The organism is Streptomyces sp. MUM 2J (genome assembly GCF_022414535.1).
GTDB lineage: Bacteria > Actinomycetota > Actinomycetes > Streptomycetales > Streptomycetaceae > Streptomyces.
Map to the genome: position 1 here is coordinate 171,739 of NZ_JADWYM010000003.1, position 18,483 is coordinate 190,221.

Here is an 18,483-nt window from a genome sequence, read left to right on the forward strand (position 1 = left end):
TCCCTAGAGGTTGAGATCGACCAGGGCCGGCACCAGGACCTGCAGGACCGCAGGCGGCAGGAGCAGCACCCAGGCCAGCTCCACGTACCGATCGGCGCGGATCGCCGGCATCCTGCGCGGCGCCCACACCAACAGCCCCAGCACCAGCAGCGTCTTGGCCAGCGACCAGGCCCAGGACGGCAGCCCGGGTCCGGCACCGCCGCCCAGGAACAGCGGCACCGCCATCGCCGCGCCGGCCGCCAGCCACAACCACCGCCCGGCCTGCAGCAGCAGACGGTCCACCCCGCACGTCTCCCCCAGTACGCCGCCGGCGACGTCGCGGCCCGCCGGGTAGGCGAAGGGCCCCAGGAAGCTGAAGGCCAGCACGCCGGCCAGGTAGACGACGAACGCGAACGGCATCCACACCGCGTACCACAGACCGTGCTGGGCCCCGGCGATGTCGGTGACCCGCAGCGACCGGGCGCCCGTGGCGGCCGAGATCAGCGCGAACATCAGCGGCAGCTCGTAGGCCAGGCCCTGGGCGAGGAAACGGTAGCCGCCGATCAGGGAGAACGCGGCGTTCGGCCCCCAGCCGGCCAACCACAGCCCGGCCCAGGTCAGCGCCTCCATGGCGTTGAACCAGACCACTCCGACGGACAGATCGGCGACGACGCGGTCGCCGAACGGGATCACCAGCGTGGACAGCACAGCGGCCGTCGGTACCGTGATCACGCCCGCCCGCCACAACAGCCGGTCCGGCGCGGGCAGCCGCCGCGGCTGCGCCGAAAGCGCGCGCGACACGGCGAGAAGCGGTCGCACCACGGTGTCGAGGGTGAGCGGCCGGCCCGCGCTGCGGGCGTCCAGCGCCGCGTCGCCGACCACCGCCAGCACCGCGAACCCGAGCAGCACCGCCGGAGCGGCCGGCACCGTCCACCATGCCCCCGCCTCAACCACGGGCCGCCTCCGCCCGACGGACGGCGAGTTCGTCGGGATCCGGGTCGAGACTGGCGACGATGAGCCGGGCCGCGCCCAGCTCGGCTCCCATCAGCAGGCCGGGAAGCACGTCGGCCAGGGCGACCGACGGCGGGCGCCCGGCGTCCCACCGGCCGCGCGGGCTCTCCCGCGCCACGGGATCCAGCGGAGCGGTGTCCTCCGACCGCCGCACGTCGTCCACCACGTCGGTGAGCCACCGCCGGTACCGAGCCGGTACGTCTCCGTCCGCCCGGGCAGCCGGTCCGCTCACCCCCGCTGCCCGCGCGTCGGCCGCGCTCAGGGGGCCGATGCCACGCGTCAGCCAGTACAGGGTCCGTGATCGGCCGACTCGCCGGGCGAGACGCTCCGCCCGGGGCAGGGCCACCGAAGCGGGTGCCCCCTCCAGCAGATCGTCGCGCAGCCGCCGGGCGGTCACCGCCTCGGCCGGCCAGCCCGCCACCGACAGCAGCCGGCCCAGGCTGTCCAGATGCGCCGCTGCCCGCCGTCGCGCGGCCTCCCCCGAGGCCACCGGCTCGCCTGCCGCGGCCCTGGTCCACGGCCGGGTCCAGAACGGATCGGCCGATGTGCGGGCGGCCGGCCGGTCGAGGGCGGCCCGCTGGACGACGTCGCCCTGCAGCACCAGACGGACGGTCAGTCCCGCCGGCCAGTCGGCCAGGAACGGTCCCAGCGGCACATGCAGACGGTCCAGCGTCAGACCGTCGCGATCCTCACCCCGCCCGGCCAGCGGCAACCCGCCCGGCAACCCCATGTCGCCGTTCCCGTGGCCGTCGTGGCCGCCGTGCTCGCGGTGGCTGCCGTGACCACCGCCGTGGTCCGCGTGACCGCCGTGCACACCGTGTCCGCCGTTTCCGGTGTGGCGGCTTCGCTCCGTCCGGCGGTCGTGTCCACGGCCGCCGGGCCGCTCGGGTCCGCGGTGCCCCTTCCCGTGGGCCGTCCGCTCGGCGTCGGTGCGCGGGCGGCCGGGGGAACTCAGCCGGTCGCGGGCCACGTCGAGCACGGACGACACTGTGCCGGGCACCGTCGCCCGCACACGGGCACGCGGCTGCGGCATGTCCTGCCACAGCCGCTCCAGTACCGACCGCAGCGGCGCGCAGTCGGGCCCCGCGACGACCATCAGGTCGGCCCCGGCAGGGGTGGAGGCCGACGGCCAGCCCCGCGACCGCAGCTCACGCTCGGCGGCCAGCCGCACCGCCGTCCCGCCCGGCACGGTCACCAGCAGCACGTGCGGCCGGGCCGCGGCCGCACGCAGCAGAACGGCCCTCAGGCCCATCGCAGTGCCCCCTCCCTCCAGGCGTAGACGACGCCTGCGAGCAGGACGGCGAGAAAGACGAACATCTCGATCACCGCGCTCGGGCCCATCGCGGAGATCACGAGTGTCCACGGGTACATGAAGACCATCTCCATGTCGAAGGCGAGGAAGAGCATCGTCACCGTGTACCAGCGCACATGGAACCGGCTGACCGCGTGCTCGGCGGGTTCGAGCCCGGACCCGAACGGCTGCGCGGGCAGCGGGCCGTGCGGGACGCGGAACGCCCGGGCGGCCCCGTACACCCCGGCGACCGCCAGTACCGCCACGCCCAGCAGGCACAGCGCGGCCGTGAAACCGCTCACCGCCCCTCACCGCGCACCGCGCCACCCGGCGTACGGGAGGACACGCGTCCCGCCACGCCGACGCTCCGCACGTCCGCCCCAGCGGCCTCCGTCCCTGCCGTCACCGACCGCTCCCTTCCCACCGCACCGACCCGCCGCGTGCCCCGAAGGGGCATGACCCCCCACACTGCGGTGCCATGGCGGCACGGCCCAAGGCGAACTGCCGCGACGGAGCCGGGGCATCACCCCCATGGCCTCGGCATGCGGCATCCGCCGATCATCACGGTCACGGCACCCGAAACCGGGCCGCCCCCGCGGCACACCTCACGGCAGGCGCCAGTCCACCGGCTGTGCGCCCATGCCGACCAGCAGGTCGTTGGCCCTGCTGAACGGACGCGAACCGAAGAAGCCGCGGTCGGCGGACATGGGGGAGGGATGGGCGGACTCGATCGCCGGGAGGTCCCCGAGCAGCGGCCGCAGATTCCGGGCGTCCCGGCCCCAAAGGATCGACACCAGCGGCTTGCCGCGCGCCGCCAGCGCCCGGATGGCCTGCTCGGTCACTTCCTCCCAGCCCTTGCCCCGGTGGGCCCCGGGCTTGCGCGGAGCGGTGGTGAGCGCCCTGTTCAGCAGCAGCACCCCCTGCTCGGTCCACGGCGTCAGATCACCGTTGGACGGCCTGGGCAGTCCGAGATCGGTGTGCATCTCGCGGAAGATGTTCTCCAGACTGCCCGGCAGCGAACGCACCTCGGGCGCGACCGCGAAACTCAGGCCGATGGCCATCCCGGGGGTGGGATAGGGATCCTGACCGACGATCAGGACCCGTACGTCGTCGAAGGGCTGCCGGAAAGCCCTCAGGACGTCGGCTCCGGACGGGAGGTAGGTCCGGCCGGCCGCTATCTCGGCCCGCAGGAAGTCCCCCATCGCAGCGATGCGTTCGGCGGCGGGTTCAAGAGCCTTCGCCCAGCCTGCTTCAACCAGTTCATGCAAGGGTCGTGGTGCCACACCGCGTCACCCTACTGGCACACACCACGGTCCCGCACACACGCCCAAGCCCCACGCACGGACGCGTCTCCCGGCGCTACTCTTCCTCCTCGTCGAGGTCGTCGTGCCGGTCCAGCAGGGCGTGCAGCCGGCCACAGGGAAGGCGGGGAGCCTGTTGCGTCCAGTGATCGAGCAGCTCCGCCGCGGTGATCGCGTCCCGCCGATCCGGCCGGGCGTCCGGCGCCTGCCGTGACCTCCGGACTGCCGCAGGCCGAAGCCGGCCCGTCCGCCGGTCGGGACACCGGTTTCCTCGCGGTGGACTCGGGAGGCTCCGGGCTGCGGGTGGCCGTGGGCACGGCCCGGCGCGGCGTGCTCGGGCAGCGGTCCACCGCTCAGCCGGTGCCGACCGGTGCGCGGGGCGTCGACGCGGACCACTTGATGGAGCGTCTGGTCCCGCTGGTGGAGGCGCTGACCGTGGAGGCCGGTGCGCCGCAGCCGTCCGCGGCCGTGGTCGGGGCGGCCGGGCTGGGCACGCTCGGCGACGCGCTGCGTGCCGAACTGCCGGGTGCGCTGCGCCGCGCCTTCGGCGTGCGGCGGCTGGCCCTGGCCGCCGACGCCGTGACCGCCTACTGCGGTGCCCTCGGTTCCCGGCCGGGCGCGGTGATCGCCGCCGGCACGGGGCTGATCGCCGTCGGCACCGACCTGGTCGGCTGGCGGCGTGCGGACGGCTGGGGCCATCTGCTGGGCGACTGCGGCAGCGGAGCCTGGATCGGCCGGGCCGGCCTGGAGGCCGCCCTGCGGGCCCACGACGGTCGGCCGGGCGGCTCGGCGGGACTGCTGGCCCGCGCTGAGGAGGCGTTCGGGCCGGTGCAGGTGCTGCCCGGCCGGCTGTACCCGCGGGCCGACCGGCCCGCGGTACTCGCCTCCTTCGCCCCCCGGGTGGCCGGCTGCGCCGCCGACGGCGATCAGGTCGCCGTCGGCATCCTGGCCACGGCGGCCCGGCACATGGCGGAGTCGGCGTGCGCGGTGTGCCCGGCCGGCGGAGAGCCGCTCCTCGCACTCACCGGCGGACTGTTCAGGATGGGCGAACCGCTGCTCGCCCCGCTGGCACGGGAGCTGGCGCGGCTGCTGCCACACGCCCGTCGGGTGCCCGCCGCCGGCGACCCGCTGAACGGAGCGGTACGCCTCGCGACCGACCTCGCCACGGGCCCGCTCGCCCTTCCCGCCGACGGGCAGATGTTGCAGGTGGTGGCCACGGAGCGAGGTTGAGGACCGGCCGCCGCCGGGCGCGTGCGGCCCGGGCGACCAGCTGATCACTTCTGATCCGTCCGTACCTCATCAGACAAAACCGGACGGATACCGCTCACCTGCACCCTCCCCGAACAGGGGAACCGCGGAAACAAGTAACATGCGGCGCCATGAGTTCCCCCACTGGGCCCGCGTCCGGCCTGCCCGTACGAATGCCGCGCCCCCGCCAGCCCGGGCGGCACCGCCGCCCCGAGCCCCTGGCGGCTCCCGAGGGCGCGCCCGCGCTCGTCCTCGCGGTGCCGGGCACGCCCAGCGCCGCCGTTCGCGGCCTCGCCGAGGAGGTCGTGAGCATCGCCCGCTCCGAACTGCCCGGCCTGGACGCCCGGATCGGCTACGTCGACGGGGACGACACGGAGTTCCCGACGCTGCGGGCGGTGCTGGCGCACGCAGCCGACGAGCGCACCACCCGCTACGAGCAGGCCCTGGCCGCAGGGGTGGAGGCCAAGGCCCCCGAGGGCCCTGTCGCCGTCGTCGTGCCGCTGCTGGCCGGTCCGGACAGTGCACTCCTGCGCCAGATGCGCCAGGCCCTCATGGACAGCCGTGTCGCGGCCGAACTCACCGACGTGCTCGGGCCGCACCCGCTGCTGGCCGAGGCGCTGCACGTGCGCCTGTCCGAGGCCGGCCTGGCGCGTGCCGACCGGGCCCGTCTGTTCACCGTGGCCACCGCCGCCGACGGTATCGTCCTGGCCTCGGTGGGCGGCGAGGAAGCCGTCCAGGCGGCGGGGATCACCGGCATGCTGCTCGCCGCGCGCCTCGCCGTGCCGGTCATGGCCGCCGCCCTGGACCAGGAGGGTTCGATCATGTCCGTGGCCGAGCAGCTGCGGTCCTCGGGTTCGCAGCAGCTGGCGCTGGCGCCGTACCTGATCGGTCCCGAGATCGACGCGACGCTGATCGAGGAGGCGGCCAAGGAGGCCGGCTGCTCCGCCGCGGAGGCCCTCGGCCCCTACCCCGCGGTCGGCAAGCTCGCCCTGGCGAAGTACACGTCTGCGCTGGGCATCACCCCCCAGCAGCCGCAGGGCGCCGCCCACTGAGTCGCCCGCACTCCTTGGACGCCGCGGAAAGCAGGGCCCGCTCCGAATGCCGGAACGGGCCCTGCGGCGTCCGGGTGCGCGGGCCGGGGGACGGGCCCCGCCGACCGGGGGACGTCGTGCGCGGGCGGGAGCGGACCGGGCGGCGGGATCAGCCGAGGACCACGCAGGACGCCGCGGGCACCTCGATCGCACCGGCCCGCCGCGGCAGCCCCGTGTCCGGGTCGAGCGTGAACCAGGTGACGTCCCCGGAGCGCTCGTTGGCGACGTACAGCACGCCGTGCGCCTGGGCGATCGCGCGCGGCCAGTGCCCACCGCAGGGCACGGTTCCGGCCGGTCGCAGCACCTCGCCCTCCGCCGTGACGGTGAACACGGACAGCACGTCCTCGCCGCGCGTCGCGGTCCACACGAAGCGGCCGTCCGGTGAGACGGCGATGCCCGAGGGGTAGGCGTCCCCGGCGGGCGCGGCGGGCAGCACCGGTGTCTCGGCGAGCGGCTTCAGCGTCCCGTCGGCGGCGTCCCAGCGGCAGACGGTCACGGTCGGGGTGAGTTCGTTGACGATGTAGGCGTGGTCGCCGGACGGGTGGAAGGCCAGGTGCCGGGGTCCGGAGCCGGGCCGCAGCGCGGTCTCGCGGTGCAGGACCGGGCTGCCGTCGGTGAGGGTGCAGGCCCGTACCGAGTCGGTCCCGAGATCGACGCTGACCATCCACCGGCCGCTCGGGTCGGGCTGCACGTGGTGGGCGTGCGGGCCGTGCTGGCGTGGGGCGTGCGGGCCGGAGCCGGTGTGGTGGAGCACGCCGGACGGGGCGGGCGCGAGGCTGCCGTCGGCGCGCACGGGTACGGCGGTGACGCTGCCGGAGCCGTAGTCGGCGGTCAGCACATGTCCCCGGTACACGGTGAGATGGGTGGGGCCGCTGCCCACCGGGACACGCGGTCCGGCAGGTTCCGGCCTGCCGCCGTCCACACGGTAGGCGGCGACGGTCCCCTCGGCGGTCTCGCTGACCGCGTAGAGGGTGCCGCCGTCGGGCGAGAGGGCCAGGTAGGAAGGGTCCGGGAGGCGGTTCACCGTGCTCAGAAGGGTCAGGGAGCCCGTGTCGGCTGCCACGGCCGCCGTGACGATGCCGGGGCCGCCGGCCGCAGTGAAGGACCCGATGAACGCCCGCAGTCTTCCGCCGTGTGCCACGGCTGTCCCCTCTCGTCGCCGCAGTGTCCCGGGGCGACGGTAGCAGTCGGCCGGGCCAGGTCTAGACCAAGACCCCGGCTCGTGGCGCGGCGCGCGTCGCCCGCTGTCGGGGACCCGTGGGCCGGGGCGGTACCGGGGCACGGAGAGGCGTCCAGAGGGCGGCGGCGAGCCGTACGGCGGACTGACGGGATGACGGGGACCGTCCCCCGCCGTGGGCCGCGCCTGCCTCAGGCGCCGACCAGCGGTGATCCCGAGGGGCTGCGCAGCGGTGCGGCGAGCTCGGACAGGGCGCGCTCGATGCCGTGCAGGTGGGCCAGCGCGGGCTCCGTCACGGTCGGCCGATCCGCCGCGGCGACCTCGGCCCCGCCGCCGGTCAGCGCCTCCACGGCGGCCTCGACCCGCCAGCACGCGGTGGCCAGGCGGGCGTCGTGGGAGGCCTCCGGATCGGCGGCGACGGCGACCAGCCCGCGGATCTCGCGGGCGCAGTCGTCGAGCAGGGCGATCACCTGCCGGGCCCGCCGCTTGCGACCGAGCATCGGGTTCAGCGGGTGGACCAGGGGCGCCACGGACAGCCGCACCCGCCCGAGCAGCTGCTCCAGTTCGGCCACGCGGGGCGCCGGATCGGCGTCCGGCGTGCCGGCGAGGCGTGCGGCGGCCTCGGCGGTGCAGGCGTGCACGCAGCGCAGGGCGCGCCGGATCCAGGCGCCGGTGACGGCGTGGGTGGAGACGGGCAGGACGAACAGCACCGCGAGAGCGGCGCCCAGGGCGCCCACCCCGGTCTCCGCCAGCCGCAGACCGAGCAGCCCGGGACCGAGGACGCCGAGGAGGCCGTAGAGCAGTTCGGCGAGCAGCGTCACGCACAGCATCATCCAGGTGTAGGAGACGGCGGCGCTGTAGAAGATGCCGAAGACGCAGGCGGCGACGAGGAGGACGGTGGGCAGGGGCGCGCCGTGCAGCGGGACGGCGACGAGGAAGCCCAGGCCCAGACCGATCACGGTACCGAGGACCCGCCGGAAGCCGCGGACCAGGGTCTCGCCGCGCGAGGTGGTGTTGACGAAGATCCACCAGGTGGCGCCGACGGCCCAGTACCAGCGCTCCCCGGACACCAGCTGCCCCGCGACGAGGGCGAAGGCGGCGCCCGCCGTGGCCTGTACGGCCTGCCGGGTGGTCACCCGGGCCAGTCCGGCGCCGCCGGGCGGGGCGGGGACCGCGGCCGGGGGCAGGCGTCGCTCGTAGCACCACAGGCCGAAGCGGACCGCGGCGGCGGTCAGCACGGAGAGCACGACGGCGGCGTACAGCTCGGGGAGCTGGCCGGGGGTGGCGCGCAGGAACTGGGCGACGAAGAAGGTCATGAACGCGAAGACACCGAGGCTGTGGCCGCGCGGGCCGAAGCGGCGCAGGTACACGCCGGTGCCGACCACGGCGAGGAAGGTGAGGTCGCGCAGCAGCGGATGGTCGTGCAGCTCGGCCGCCGCGGCGAGCACCGGCAGCCCGGCGACCGGCAGCAGCGCGGTGGTGACCGCCTGTCCGCGCACGGTGGTGTCGGTGACGGTGAACAGGGCGAGCAGCGCGGCGAGTCCGCCGGTGACGGCACCGGCCAGGGAGTGTCCGGCGAGGCCCGAGACGACGACCGCCGGGCCGATGCCGAGGACGGCCCGTGTGGCGGAGCGCAGCCGCACCCGCCCCGGGTCCGGAGCCACGAACACCCTCTTCAGCACTGTGTACCGCCCTTTCGGACATCGGCATGAAAAAGGCGCCGCGGAGGTCCGCAGCGCCATCGACCCGTCTATGACAGCACTCTTCTTGCCACTGGCTCAAGTCTGCCCCGTTCCACTGGTCCATCGGCCCAGCCGACGTGCTCGCCGGGCGGCCGACGGGGTACCAACGGCCCAGGGATACCGGGCCGGCCCGGTGGGCCATTGGTACAGTCGGCGATGATCACCGGCGGGACGGGAGGAGGCCGGACGGTCATGACCGTGGACGCGCTCGACACCCGCATCCTGCGGCTGCTGCTGGAGCAGCCGCGCACGAGCGTGCGCGAGTACGCCCGCCTGCTCGGCGTCGCCCGCGGCACGCTGCAGGCCCGGCTCGACCGGCTGGAACGGGACGGTGTGATCACCGGCAGCGGACCGGCCCTGTCCCCCGCCGCGCTCGGCCACCCGGTGCTGGCGTTCGTGCACATCGAGGTCACCCAGGGGCATCTCGACGACGTGGGGGACGCGCTGTCCGCCGTACCGGAGATCGTCGAGGCGTTCTCGATCACGGGTGGTGGAGATCTGCTCACCCGGGTCGTGGCACGCGACAACGCGCACCTGGAGGACGTGATCCAGAAGCTGATCAGCCTGCCCGGCGTGGTGCGCACCCGCACCGAGGTCGCTCTGCGCGAACGCGTCCCGCACCGGCTGCTGCCGCTGGTGGAGTCGATCGGCCGTACGGCCCGGACGTGAGCCCCCGCGCCCGGTCACGGACACGGGCGCGTCGATGCGAGCTGAGGGCCTGCCGGGCGTCGGGCCTCAGGAACGGCGGCGGGGACGGCCGGTGCCCCGGCGGCCGGTGCTCCTCGCCGAGGCCGAACGACCCCGCTGGGTCTGACCGCCGGACCGTCCCGACGCCCGGCCGCCCGTCTGACGTGCGGTCTTGCCGGTCTTTCCCGGCTGCCCCGAGCGCCCTGCCTGCCCGGCCGCCCTGCCCGAGCTCTCGCGGCGCTCGCGCTCAGGCTGGTCGGCGGGCGTCTGCGGGCGGCGTCCCCGCGTGCTGTTCACCGTCCGGCCGCGCACGACGCCGATGAAGTCCTCCACGAGGTCGGTCGTCGCCTCCTCCGGCCAGGACAGGGCGACGCTCGACCGGGGCGCGTCGGTCACCGGCCGGTAGGTGAGGTCCTTGCGGTGGAACAGGCGGGCCAGCGACTGGGGCACGTACAACAGTCCGACGCCGGCCGCCACCAGTTCCACGGCGTCCTGGGTGGTGGCGGGCCGCTCGAAGCCCGGCTCGCCAGGCGGCCGCTCCCAGCCGAGCACGTCGTCGAGCGGGTGGAAGACGACCTCGTCGGCCAGGTCGGCCAGCGTGACCTCGTCGGCCGCGGTGGCCACGTGGTCCCTGGGGACGACGACGACCGTCGTCTCGGTGTAGAGGGGGATCGCGCTGAACACCGCACGGTCGACCGGCAGCCGCACCAGGCCAGCGTCGGCGCGCCCCGTACGCAGCACCTCGGGTGTCTCGGCGGCGGGGACCTTGAGCAGCGTGAGCGGAACGTCCGGCCGGCGCTCGTGCCAGATCCTCGCCCACTTGGCGGGCATCACCCCCGGCACGTACGCGAGCGTGAAGGAGGGGGCGTCAAAGGCGCCCGCCACGGGGTCGGCGGAGGGATGCGGGGACGGATCCGCGGGGGAATCCGTGGGGTCGTCAGCGGAGCCGGTCACCCCGCCAGGTTACCGGCTGCGGGGGAGAGCCCCGCCCGCCAGCCCGTCCAGTGCCGGACGGTGACGACGATCACCGGTCCCTCGGGAGGCCGGGCGCCGTACTGGGGGTACTTCCGGCACAGCAGGGCGATCGCGGCACCGAACTCCGCGCGGGCCTCCTCGTCCCCCGTTCCGGCCGGGAGGGTGCGGGCGCCGCCGTCGGCGCGGACCCACCACAGGCGCTCCCAGTCCTCGTCGTAGCCGTCCACGAGAAGGCTGACGGCAGGGTGCACGGCGATGTTGTGGAGCCGGGCCAGGTGCCGGGAGCGTTTCGGCTTGTGGTCGACGGCGGTGACGATCCGGTCGCCGTCGCAGCCGAAGACGACCGGCACGAGGTGCGGGCGCCCGCCGGGTTCCACCGTCGCCATCCGTGCGACGCGGGCGTCGGCGAACCTCCGGCGGGCCTCGTCGGGATCCAAGTCGGGCACGATCGGTTCCTCTCCCCCGCTCACCCGTACGCGGAGACGATCCCGGCGTACTCGTCGAGGCGCTCCAGCGTGGGGTCCGCGGGGCGGGTGGGCAGGTGCAGCAGGACGCGTTCCACACCGAGAACGGCGTAGGCGTCGAGGGACTCCCGGTCGCGCCGTGCCGCGTACACCACGACCGGGGTTTCGGTCCCCGTCACCTGCCGCATGCGGTCGATCTGCTCGCCCAGCTCCTCCGGGGGAACCCCGGTGGGCATCCAGGCGGACCCGTAGGCGGCCAGGCGGGCGAAGGCGCGGTCGCCACCACCGCCGACGCAGATCGGCGGATGGGGCCGCTGGACCGGTTTGGGCCAGCAGAAGACGGGGTCGAAGTCGACGAACTCGCCGTGGAACTCGGCCTCCTCCCGCGTCCACAGCTCGATCATCGCGCGCATGCGCTCGTCCATCAGCCGGCCGCGGGTCCGCGGGTCCGTGCCGTGGTTGCGCATCTCCTCACGGTTCCAGCCGGCTCCGATCCCGAAGACGGCCCGTCCGTTCGAGACCAGGTCGAGCGTGGCGACCTCCTTGGCGGTCGTGATCGGGTCGCGCTGCACCACGAGCGCGATCCCGGTGCCCAGCAGCAGGGTGCGGGTCGCGGCGGCCGCGGCGCCGAGCGCCACGAACGGATCCAGGCTCCGGTAGTACACGCGGGGCAGTTCACCGCCGCCGGGGTACGGTGTGCGGCGCGAGACGGGGATGTGGGTGTGCTCGGCGACGAACAGGGCGTCCAGACCGCGCTCCTCCACGGCGGCTCCCAGCGCCGCCGGGCCGATGCCCTCATCGGTGAGGAAGGTCGACACTCCGACTCTCATCCGTTCCACCTCGCTGCTCGCGCTCCGCCGTGCCGGGACGGCCTGTCTCTCCTTCCTCACCAGTACCCCGGCTCGACGCGGCACCCCTTCTGGAGGGACGATCGGATCCGGACACACATCCGGGCACGCGTGGCCGGACGGACCTGTGCGGGTGATGAGCGGCATGGTCGGTGACACGGACGACGACATCCAGGAACGGCGCCGGGGCGGCAGCGGGCACCGGACGGTTCCGCATCCGGCGGACGTGCGCATCGAGGCGTGGGGGGCGAGCCGGGAACGCTGCCTGGTGGAGGCCGCGCTGGGCATGGTGGAGTGCTTCGCGGACGTCAGGGCGGTGCGGCCCACCTCGGTCGAGCACGTCAGGCTGGCGGAGATCGACGACGACGATCTGCTCTCGGCGCTGCTGGAGGAGGTCGTCCGGCGTCTGGAGGTCGACGGGCGGGTGCCGGTCGACCTGGAGGCGGACGACGCCGAGGACGGCCTGGAGGTGCGGCTGGCGCTGGCCGGGCTGTCCGACGTGAGGACGACCGGCACGGAGCCGAGGGACGTGACATGGCACGGGGTGCGGTTCGCCCCGGATCCCTACGGCTGGTCGTGCGCCGTGACCGTGGACGTATGACGCCGGGCTCCTTCCCCGGGACCGGCGTCCTGCCCGATCCCGGGCTCCCCGTCGCACGGAACCGGCCGGCGGCGGTCCCGGGGGCGGTGTGCCGCAGGCCCGGCGCGTACCGTCGCCCGGCTCGTACCGTGGAGGTATGGCCGACGGCACGGTGACGCTGTTCCTGTGCGGGGACGTGATGCTCGGGCGCGGCGTCGACCAGATCCTGTCGCGTCCGGGCGATCCGGCGCTGCGCGAGGAGTTCGTCGGCGACGCCCGCTCGTACGTGCGTCTGGCGGAATCGGTCAACGGGCCGATTCCGGCACCGGTGGCCCCGTCCTGGCCGTGGGGTGAGGCCCTGCCACTGCTGGACGCGGTCGCGCCGGACGCCCGGATCGTCAACCTGGAGACGTCCGTGACACGCAGTGACGACTTCGCTCCCGGCAAGGCGGTCCACTACCGCATGCATCCGGACAACCTGCGCGCGCTGTCGGTGGCCCGGCCGGACGTGTGCGTGCTGGCCAACAACCACGTGCTGGACTTCGGGCGGCCGGGCCTGCTGGAGACCCTCGACGCGCTGGGCCGCGCGCGGTTGCGCACGGCGGGCGCGGGTCGCTCCGCCGCAGAGGCGTACGCGCCGGTGACGGTTCCGCTGCCGGACGGCGGACGGGTGCTGGTACTGGCGCTGGGCGCCCGTACCAGCGGTGTCCCGCCGGACTGGGCGGCGCTCGCGGAAGAGCCGGGCGTGGCGTACCTGCCCGACCTGTCGGCGGCCACCGCCGCGACCGTCGTACGCCGCCTGCAGCAGGTCAAGCGCGTGGGTGACGTCGCCGTGGTGTCGGTGCACTGGGGCTCCAACTGGGGGTACGCGGTGCCCCGCGAGCAGACGCGCTTCGCCCACGCGCTCGTGGACGGCGGCGCCGACGTGGTGCACGGGCACTCCTCGCACCATCCGCGTCCCATCGAGGTGTACCGCGGGCGTCTGGTGCTGCACGGCTGCGGCGACTTCATCGACGACTACGAGGGCATCACCGGGTACGAGGAGTTCCGCGACGACCTTCGGCTCGCCCACGTCGTGACGGTGGAGGCGGGCACGGGCCGGCTGCTCGGGCTGCGCATGGTGCCGCTGCGGGCCCGGCGAATGCGGCTGGAGGCGGCTGAGGAGGAGGACCGCACCTGGTTGTGCGGCGTGCTGGACCGGGTCAGCGAGGGCGTGCGGATCGCCCCGGGCCCCCACGGCACGCTGACGTTGCTCCCGCCGGACGCGGGGACCGGTCCCTGACCCGGCGGCGGGTGCCCCGGCGGGTCGAGGACCGGTCCCCGCGTCCGGCACCGCCCGGTGCGCGCGGGGCTCAGGCGGCCCCGAACGCGTCCCCGGGCCGGCGAGCGGCACGGTGCGCGGCCCTCGGTCCCCACCGGCGGAACCGCCGGCGCTGCGGCACCGGCGGGAGTGCCACGCCCTCGGCCGCCCGACGGCGTGCGTCCCGGCCGGGCGAGCGCGCACACTGGATGTGTGACCCCGTAACCGCGAGTGAGGTCCAAGGGGTGTCATGAGCACTCTCGAAGAACACGCAGACATCGGTGTCCGGGCCGACCGGGCCCGGGACTTCCTCCACCGGGTGGAGAACCACCCCGGCTTCCTGACCGGTGTGCGCGAAGCGCACACCGGGGGCGGCGGACGGGCGCGTCTCGGCGTGACGGCGGGTGACCGGACCCGAGAGGTCGACGCCGAGACAACCGACCATGATCAGGGACGCACCATGGAAGGGCAGACCACGAGCGGTCCCGGCCTCGCCGGATCGTTCACGCTGCAGCCCGTCGACGCCCGGCACACCCGGCTCAGCACCCGTCTGGAGTACGACCCGGCCGCCGTCCGGGACGCATTCGGCGGTCCGGGCGGCTTCGCCCAGGCCATCGCGCTCGAACGGCCGGCCCACAGCGGGCTCGAACAGTGCCGGCGGCTGCTGGAACAGGGCGCCCGGTGATGCGCCGGGCTGCGCCCGGTGCCGGTCCGGCGCATGGTGGTGCCATGGACAAGCGCCCCCCGGTGGTCGTACACCCCCCGTCGGACGACGGCGGACGGCGGGTGACGATCGAGGACGAGCAGGTGGGCACCGCCTACAGTTTCTTCGACGTGCTGGATCTGGTGCACGGGGCGGGCCTGCCGGGCGAGGACAGGGCCGTGGACGACCCCGATCTGATCGAGTGGCGCGGAGGCGGGCCGTACGACTGGAGCGACGGCGGCCGGAAGGACGCCGAGGACACCGGGACGGACGACAGCGCGGACGGCGACCGGACACCCGAGGACGACGGCTGACGGGAGCCGCCCGTCCCGTGCCCCGATTCACCCGGACGCGCCGAGCGCTCCTGCCCCCGCTTGAGCGGGCGCCGGTCGGGGTACTCGCGCAGCGCCCGCTGCCGAGTCCGCCCGCCGGGCGGAAGCGGGGTCTGCCGCCGAGGGGTGAGCACCCATGTCAGAGATCTACGAACAGACACCGTCACAGGCCGAGGGCGAACGCGACGACCTCGCCGACGAGGAACGGGGCCCACGGGGCCGGACGGCGCGGCGGAGCGCCTACGATCCGCCGCGGACCACGCCCTCGCAGGCGGAGGGCGAGCGCGGCGACGAGACACCGGACGACCCGAACCGGTGACGACGGCCCCACCGGCCCGTGGACGAACGAGGCCGAGAGGGGTGCGCGGTCGCGTCCCCGGCCGTCCGGCCCCTGGACGGCACCGACCGCGAGGGTGTCCCGATCGGGCCGCCCGTGGAACAACGGGACCGGGAGGGTGCGCTCCCGGGACCCACGGGGGCGCACCCTCCCGGAGGAAGCACGACCGTTGCGCGGCCGTCCCAGGGAGGACCGCACGAGGAGTGTGATCATGAAGTACCCGGACATGGTCAGAACGACGGGCGACAGGATCGGGTTCGTCGACCTCGCCGAGGCCGAGCAGACGCTCCGGGCAGTACTGCGCACCGTCACCGAGCGGGTGCCCGCGGACTTGGCGGATCACCTCGCCACGCAGCTCCCGCACGAACTCGGCGATGTGCTGCGTCCCGCCGACCCGGCCACGGAGGCGGGCCATCCCCGTACCGTCGGCGAGCGCTTCGACCTCACGTCGTTCGTGGGCCGTGTGGCCTGGCGTGCCGGGGTCTCCGAGGACACCGCGCTCCGGCGTTCGGCCGCGGTGCTGGAGGTGCTGGACGCGGCCGTGGCCCCGGAATCGATGGAGCGGCTCACCCGTGTCCTGCCGCCCGACATCCGCGCACTGCTCCCGAGGGCCCGCGCCTCGGGGCCCCCGATCGCATAGGCCGCGTGCCGGTCGGCGAGGTCCACGGCCAGGTCGCCCGCGAGCAGCCCGGCCTTCCCCGTCACGGCACCGGCGGTGCCCGGTCGCCGGCGCTCGGGCCACCGTCCGTGCTCCGCAGGGCGGCGCCTAGACTGGACGGACAGGCCCGGACCACCCGCGCGGTGCCTCCGGTGCGGGAAGGCGGTGGCGCTCCATGGCGTACGTCGCGGTCAGTGCACTGAGCCATCCCGGTCTGCTGCGCGAGCGCAACGAGGACAGTCTCGCCGTCGGACCGTGGACGCTGTGCGCCACGGTGACGGAGAACCCGCAGACGCTGGTCTTCCCGCTCGGCACTCCGCTCGTCGTCGCCGTCGCCGACGGTCTGGGCGGACATCCCGGCGGTCATCTGGCCAGTTCGCTGGCCGTCCGGCGGATCGCTTCGCTCGGGCCGGTCCTGAGCAGTGCGGACGCCGTGCGCGAGGCTCTGCACGAGTGCAACCGGGCCGTGTTCGAGGCCGGCGAAGGGGCAGGGAGCGGGGAACTCACCGCGATGGGCACGACCGTCGCCGGCATCGTGGTGCAGCCCGAGTCGCTGCTGGTCTTCAACGTGGGCGACAGCCGGGTCTTCGCCCACTCCCCCGGCGGGCTGCGGCAGATGAGTGTCGACGACAGCCCGCCCCTGCGGCCGGGGCAGCGCACCACCTCCATGGTCACCCAGTGCCTCGGCGGCAGCCCCGGCTTCCGGGACGTGGAACCGCACGTCACCGCCGTACCCCGGACGCCCGGTGAGCGCTACCTGTTGTGCAGTGACGGCCTCACCGATCCGGTGCCGCCTGAGGTGGTCGACGAGTTGCTGTGCGAGCACGACGACGGCGGGGCGGCCTTCGCGCTGTGGAAGGCCGCGATCGAAGCGGGCGGCCCGGACAACATCACCGTCGCGCTGGTGCGTACGGGGGACGGGTGACGGACTGCGCAAGATGAGCGGCGGCCGCGTGGAACGTGGGGCCGCCCCGGGAAGGGGAGGGCCTCGCTCAGCCCGGGCCGGGCATGCCGTTGCCCTGGAGGCGTTCCAGGTCGGAGGGGCGGACCTGGATCACCACCAGGGCGATGACCGCGGCGATCGCGGCGAAGATCGCCGCCATCGTGAAGGCGGACGAGACGCCCGCGGTGAGGATCTCGTCGGACCAGGGCGGCGGGAGTTCCCCGGTGCGCTGGAACCGCAGCCGTTCGGCCGGGGTGGCCTGGGCGAGGAAGCGCGGGATCTGCGTGTCCGCCTCGTTGCCGCTGGCGGTGCCGAACATCGTGACCAGGATGGACAGTCCGAGCGAGCCTCCGACCTGCTGGGTGGCGTTGAGCAGCCCGGAGGCCGCTCCGGTCTCCCGGACCGAGACGTTGGACAGGGCCATCAGCGTCAGCGACACGAACTCCATGCCCATGCCGAGGCTGAAGACGAGCATGGGCCCGAGGATGCTGCCCGCGTAGGTGGAGTGGACGTCCGTCAGCGTCAGCCAGGCCAGTCCGCCCGCCGCGAGCAGGCCACCCACCACCATGAACGGCTTGGGCCCGAACCGGGGCAGGAAGCGGGAGGCCAGCACGGCGCCGATCGCGATGACCGCGCTCACCGGCAGGAAGGCGAGGCCGGCCCGCAGCGGGCTGAAGTCCAGCACGTTCTGCACGAACAGGGTGAGGAAGAAGAACATGCCGAAGATCGCGGCGGCCAGGCACAGCATGATGCCGTAGGTGCCTGCCCGGTTACGGTCGGCGAACATGTGCAGCGGGGTGATCGGCTGCCGCGAACGCCGCTCGACCAGTACGAACACGCACAGCACGACGACGGCCAGGGTGAAGGACGCCAGGGTGATCGCGTCACGCCAACCGTCCTGCGCCGCTCTGATGAACCCGTAGACGAGCAGCACCATGCCCGCGGTGGAGGTCAGCGCACCGGCGACGTCGAAGTGCCCGGGATGGCGTTCGGACTCGCGGATCCAGCGGGGTGTCGCCAGGGCGATGAGCACGCCGATCGGGACGTTGACGAACAGCACCCAGCGCCAGTTCAGCCATTCGACGAGCATGCCGCCGGCGAGGAGCCCGATCGCACCGCCACCCGCGGAGACCGCCGCGAACACCCCGAAGGCCCGGTTGCGCTCCGGGCCCTCGCGGAAGGTGGTGCTGATCAGGGCGAGGGCGGTCGGGGAGGCGATGGCGCCGCCGACGCCCTGGAGTGCGCGCGCGGCGAGGAGTTGCCCGGAGCTCTGGGCGAGGCCGCCGAGCAGCGAGGCGAGCACGAACAGCAGCACGCCGAAGATGAACACCCGCCGCCTGCCGAGGATGTCGCCCGTCCGGCCGCCGAGCAGCAGCAGTCCGCCGAAGGTCAGGGTGTAGGCGTTGATCACCCAGCTCAGGCTGGTGGTGGAGAAGTTCAGGGCGCTCTGGATGTGGGGCAGGGCGATGTTCACGATGGTGATGTCGAGCACCACCATGAGCTGGCAGGAAGCGATGACGAGGAGCGCCATCACGCTTCCGCCGCCGTCCGCTCCGTGCGCGGTGGCCGACGGGGCGGAGGTCGGCTGGGGGCTGCTGCTCATGACATGTCGCACCCTCGGCGGATCGGTTCCCCGGGCCGGGCGCTCAATGAACGCCGGCGTCCACTGCGGGCTCCACCGTTCGACCGTACGCCCGCGCCCCGGCCCCCACCACTGGATCAACCTGCGGCGATCCGGGGTTGCGTGCAAGGAGGTGGCGTACGGGTTCGACCTGATCCGGGGGTTTGCTCCGGCATCAGGATGGGGCCCGCACGG

The 18,483-nt window shown here is 74.4% G+C and carries 20 protein-coding genes; 10 read left to right on the forward strand and 10 right to left on the reverse strand.

Features of this window, described 5'->3' with window-relative positions; genetic code table 11:
* Positions 1-3: 3 nt before the first annotated feature.
* The 4 genes from I3F54_RS04270 to I3F54_RS04285 form a co-directional block, all read right to left on the reverse strand.
* A complete protein-coding gene (locus tag I3F54_RS04270; protein WP_240117212.1) occupies positions 4-933 on the reverse strand; it encodes an NADH-quinone oxidoreductase subunit H in 930 nt (309 codons plus the stop codon).
* Positions 926-2,242: a hypothetical protein gene (locus tag I3F54_RS04275; protein ID WP_240117213.1), complete on the reverse strand. Its 1,317-nt coding sequence runs from the start codon at positions 2,240-2,242 to the stop codon at positions 926-928. The genes I3F54_RS04270 and I3F54_RS04275 overlap by 8 nt, the downstream gene beginning before the upstream one ends.
* Positions 2,233-2,583 (reverse strand): NADH-quinone oxidoreductase subunit A, encoded by a 351-nt coding sequence (locus I3F54_RS04280; protein WP_240117214.1) that lies wholly within the window; start codon positions 2,581-2,583, stop codon positions 2,233-2,235. Before I3F54_RS04280 ends, I3F54_RS04275 begins: the two co-directional genes overlap by 10 nt.
* 303 nt (positions 2,584-2,886) lie before the next feature.
* Positions 2,887-3,564 carry a uracil-DNA glycosylase gene (locus I3F54_RS04285; protein ID WP_240117215.1) on the reverse strand — a complete coding sequence of 226 codons (678 nt, stop codon included), beginning with the start codon at positions 3,562-3,564 and terminating at the stop codon, positions 2,887-2,889.
* A 228-nt stretch (positions 3,565-3,792) separates the two neighbouring features.
* Here I3F54_RS04285 and I3F54_RS04290 point away from each other — a divergent pair, with 228 nt between their 5' ends.
* Positions 3,793-4,812 carry a BadF/BadG/BcrA/BcrD ATPase family protein gene (locus tag I3F54_RS04290; RefSeq protein WP_240117216.1) on the forward strand — a complete coding sequence of 340 codons (1,020 nt, stop codon included), beginning with the start codon at positions 3,793-3,795 and terminating at the stop codon, positions 4,810-4,812.
* A 149-nt stretch (positions 4,813-4,961) separates the two neighbouring features.
* A complete protein-coding gene (locus I3F54_RS04295) occupies positions 4,962-5,882 on the forward strand; it encodes a sirohydrochlorin chelatase (protein WP_240117217.1) in 921 nt (306 codons plus the stop codon).
* A 148-nt stretch (positions 5,883-6,030) separates the two neighbouring features.
* On the opposite strand, the gene I3F54_RS04300 is transcribed toward I3F54_RS04295, so the two are convergent.
* On the reverse strand, positions 6,031-7,062 hold the full coding sequence (locus tag I3F54_RS04300) for a lactonase family protein (protein WP_240117218.1): 1,032 nt from the start codon (positions 7,060-7,062) through the stop codon (positions 6,031-6,033).
* Between the two features lie 227 nt (positions 7,063-7,289).
* A complete protein-coding gene (locus I3F54_RS04305; RefSeq protein WP_240117219.1) occupies positions 7,290-8,780 on the reverse strand; it encodes an FUSC family protein in 1,491 nt (496 codons plus the stop codon).
* Between the two features lie 252 nt (positions 8,781-9,032).
* Here I3F54_RS04305 and I3F54_RS04310 point away from each other — a divergent pair, with 252 nt between their 5' ends.
* Positions 9,033-9,509, forward strand: coding sequence for an Lrp/AsnC family transcriptional regulator (locus I3F54_RS04310; protein WP_240117220.1), 477 nt, complete (start codon positions 9,033-9,035; stop codon positions 9,507-9,509).
* 66 nt (positions 9,510-9,575) lie between these two features.
* On the opposite strand, the gene I3F54_RS04315 is transcribed toward I3F54_RS04310, so the two are convergent.
* The 3 genes from I3F54_RS04315 to I3F54_RS04325 form a co-directional block, all read right to left on the reverse strand.
* On the reverse strand, positions 9,576-10,358 hold the full coding sequence (locus tag I3F54_RS04315; protein ID WP_275675712.1) for a LysR family substrate-binding domain-containing protein: 783 nt from the start codon (positions 10,356-10,358) through the stop codon (positions 9,576-9,578).
* Between the two features lie 119 nt (positions 10,359-10,477).
* Complete coding sequence (locus tag I3F54_RS04320; protein WP_240117221.1) at positions 10,478-10,948, reverse strand: TIGR03668 family PPOX class F420-dependent oxidoreductase; 471 nt, start codon at positions 10,946-10,948, stop codon at positions 10,478-10,480.
* Between the two features lie 20 nt (positions 10,949-10,968).
* A complete protein-coding gene (locus I3F54_RS04325; RefSeq protein ID WP_240117222.1) occupies positions 10,969-11,796 on the reverse strand; it encodes an LLM class F420-dependent oxidoreductase in 828 nt (275 codons plus the stop codon).
* A 163-nt stretch (positions 11,797-11,959) separates the two neighbouring features.
* On the opposite strand from I3F54_RS04325, the gene I3F54_RS04330 reads away from it, so the two are divergent.
* The 7 genes from I3F54_RS04330 to I3F54_RS04360 all read left to right on the forward strand — a co-directional run bounded on the left by I3F54_RS04330 (position 11,960) and on the right by I3F54_RS04360 (position 16,649).
* The gene (locus I3F54_RS04330; RefSeq protein WP_240117360.1) at positions 11,960-12,415 is read left to right on the forward strand and encodes an archease; all 456 of its coding nucleotides are present in this window, start codon (positions 11,960-11,962) and stop codon (positions 12,413-12,415) included.
* Between the two features lie 136 nt (positions 12,416-12,551).
* Positions 12,552-13,676 (forward strand): CapA family protein, encoded by a 1,125-nt coding sequence (locus tag I3F54_RS04335; protein WP_240117223.1) that lies wholly within the window; start codon positions 12,552-12,554, stop codon positions 13,674-13,676.
* A gap of 268 nt (positions 13,677-13,944) precedes the next feature.
* On the forward strand, positions 13,945-14,379 hold the full coding sequence (locus I3F54_RS04340; RefSeq protein ID WP_240117224.1) for an SRPBCC family protein: 435 nt from the start codon (positions 13,945-13,947) through the stop codon (positions 14,377-14,379).
* 44 nt (positions 14,380-14,423) lie between these two features.
* Complete coding sequence (locus I3F54_RS04345) at positions 14,424-14,711, forward strand: hypothetical protein (protein ID WP_240117225.1); 288 nt, start codon at positions 14,424-14,426, stop codon at positions 14,709-14,711.
* Positions 14,712-14,865: 154 nt separating this feature from the next.
* Positions 14,866-15,048, forward strand: a complete 183-nt coding sequence (locus I3F54_RS04350; protein WP_240117226.1) for a hypothetical protein — start codon at positions 14,866-14,868, stop codon at positions 15,046-15,048.
* Between the two features lie 229 nt (positions 15,049-15,277).
* Positions 15,278-15,706, forward strand: coding sequence for a DUF2267 domain-containing protein (locus tag I3F54_RS04355; protein WP_240117227.1), 429 nt, complete (start codon positions 15,278-15,280; stop codon positions 15,704-15,706).
* A gap of 193 nt (positions 15,707-15,899) precedes the next feature.
* Entirely contained in the window at positions 15,900-16,649 is a 750-nt protein-coding gene (locus tag I3F54_RS04360; RefSeq protein WP_240117228.1) for a PP2C family serine/threonine-protein phosphatase, read from the forward strand.
* A 67-nt stretch (positions 16,650-16,716) separates the two neighbouring features.
* On the opposite strand, the gene I3F54_RS04365 is transcribed toward I3F54_RS04360, so the two are convergent.
* Entirely contained in the window at positions 16,717-18,270 is a 1,554-nt protein-coding gene (locus I3F54_RS04365; RefSeq protein ID WP_374205852.1) for an MFS transporter, read from the reverse strand.
* Positions 18,271-18,483 lie beyond the last annotated feature (213 nt).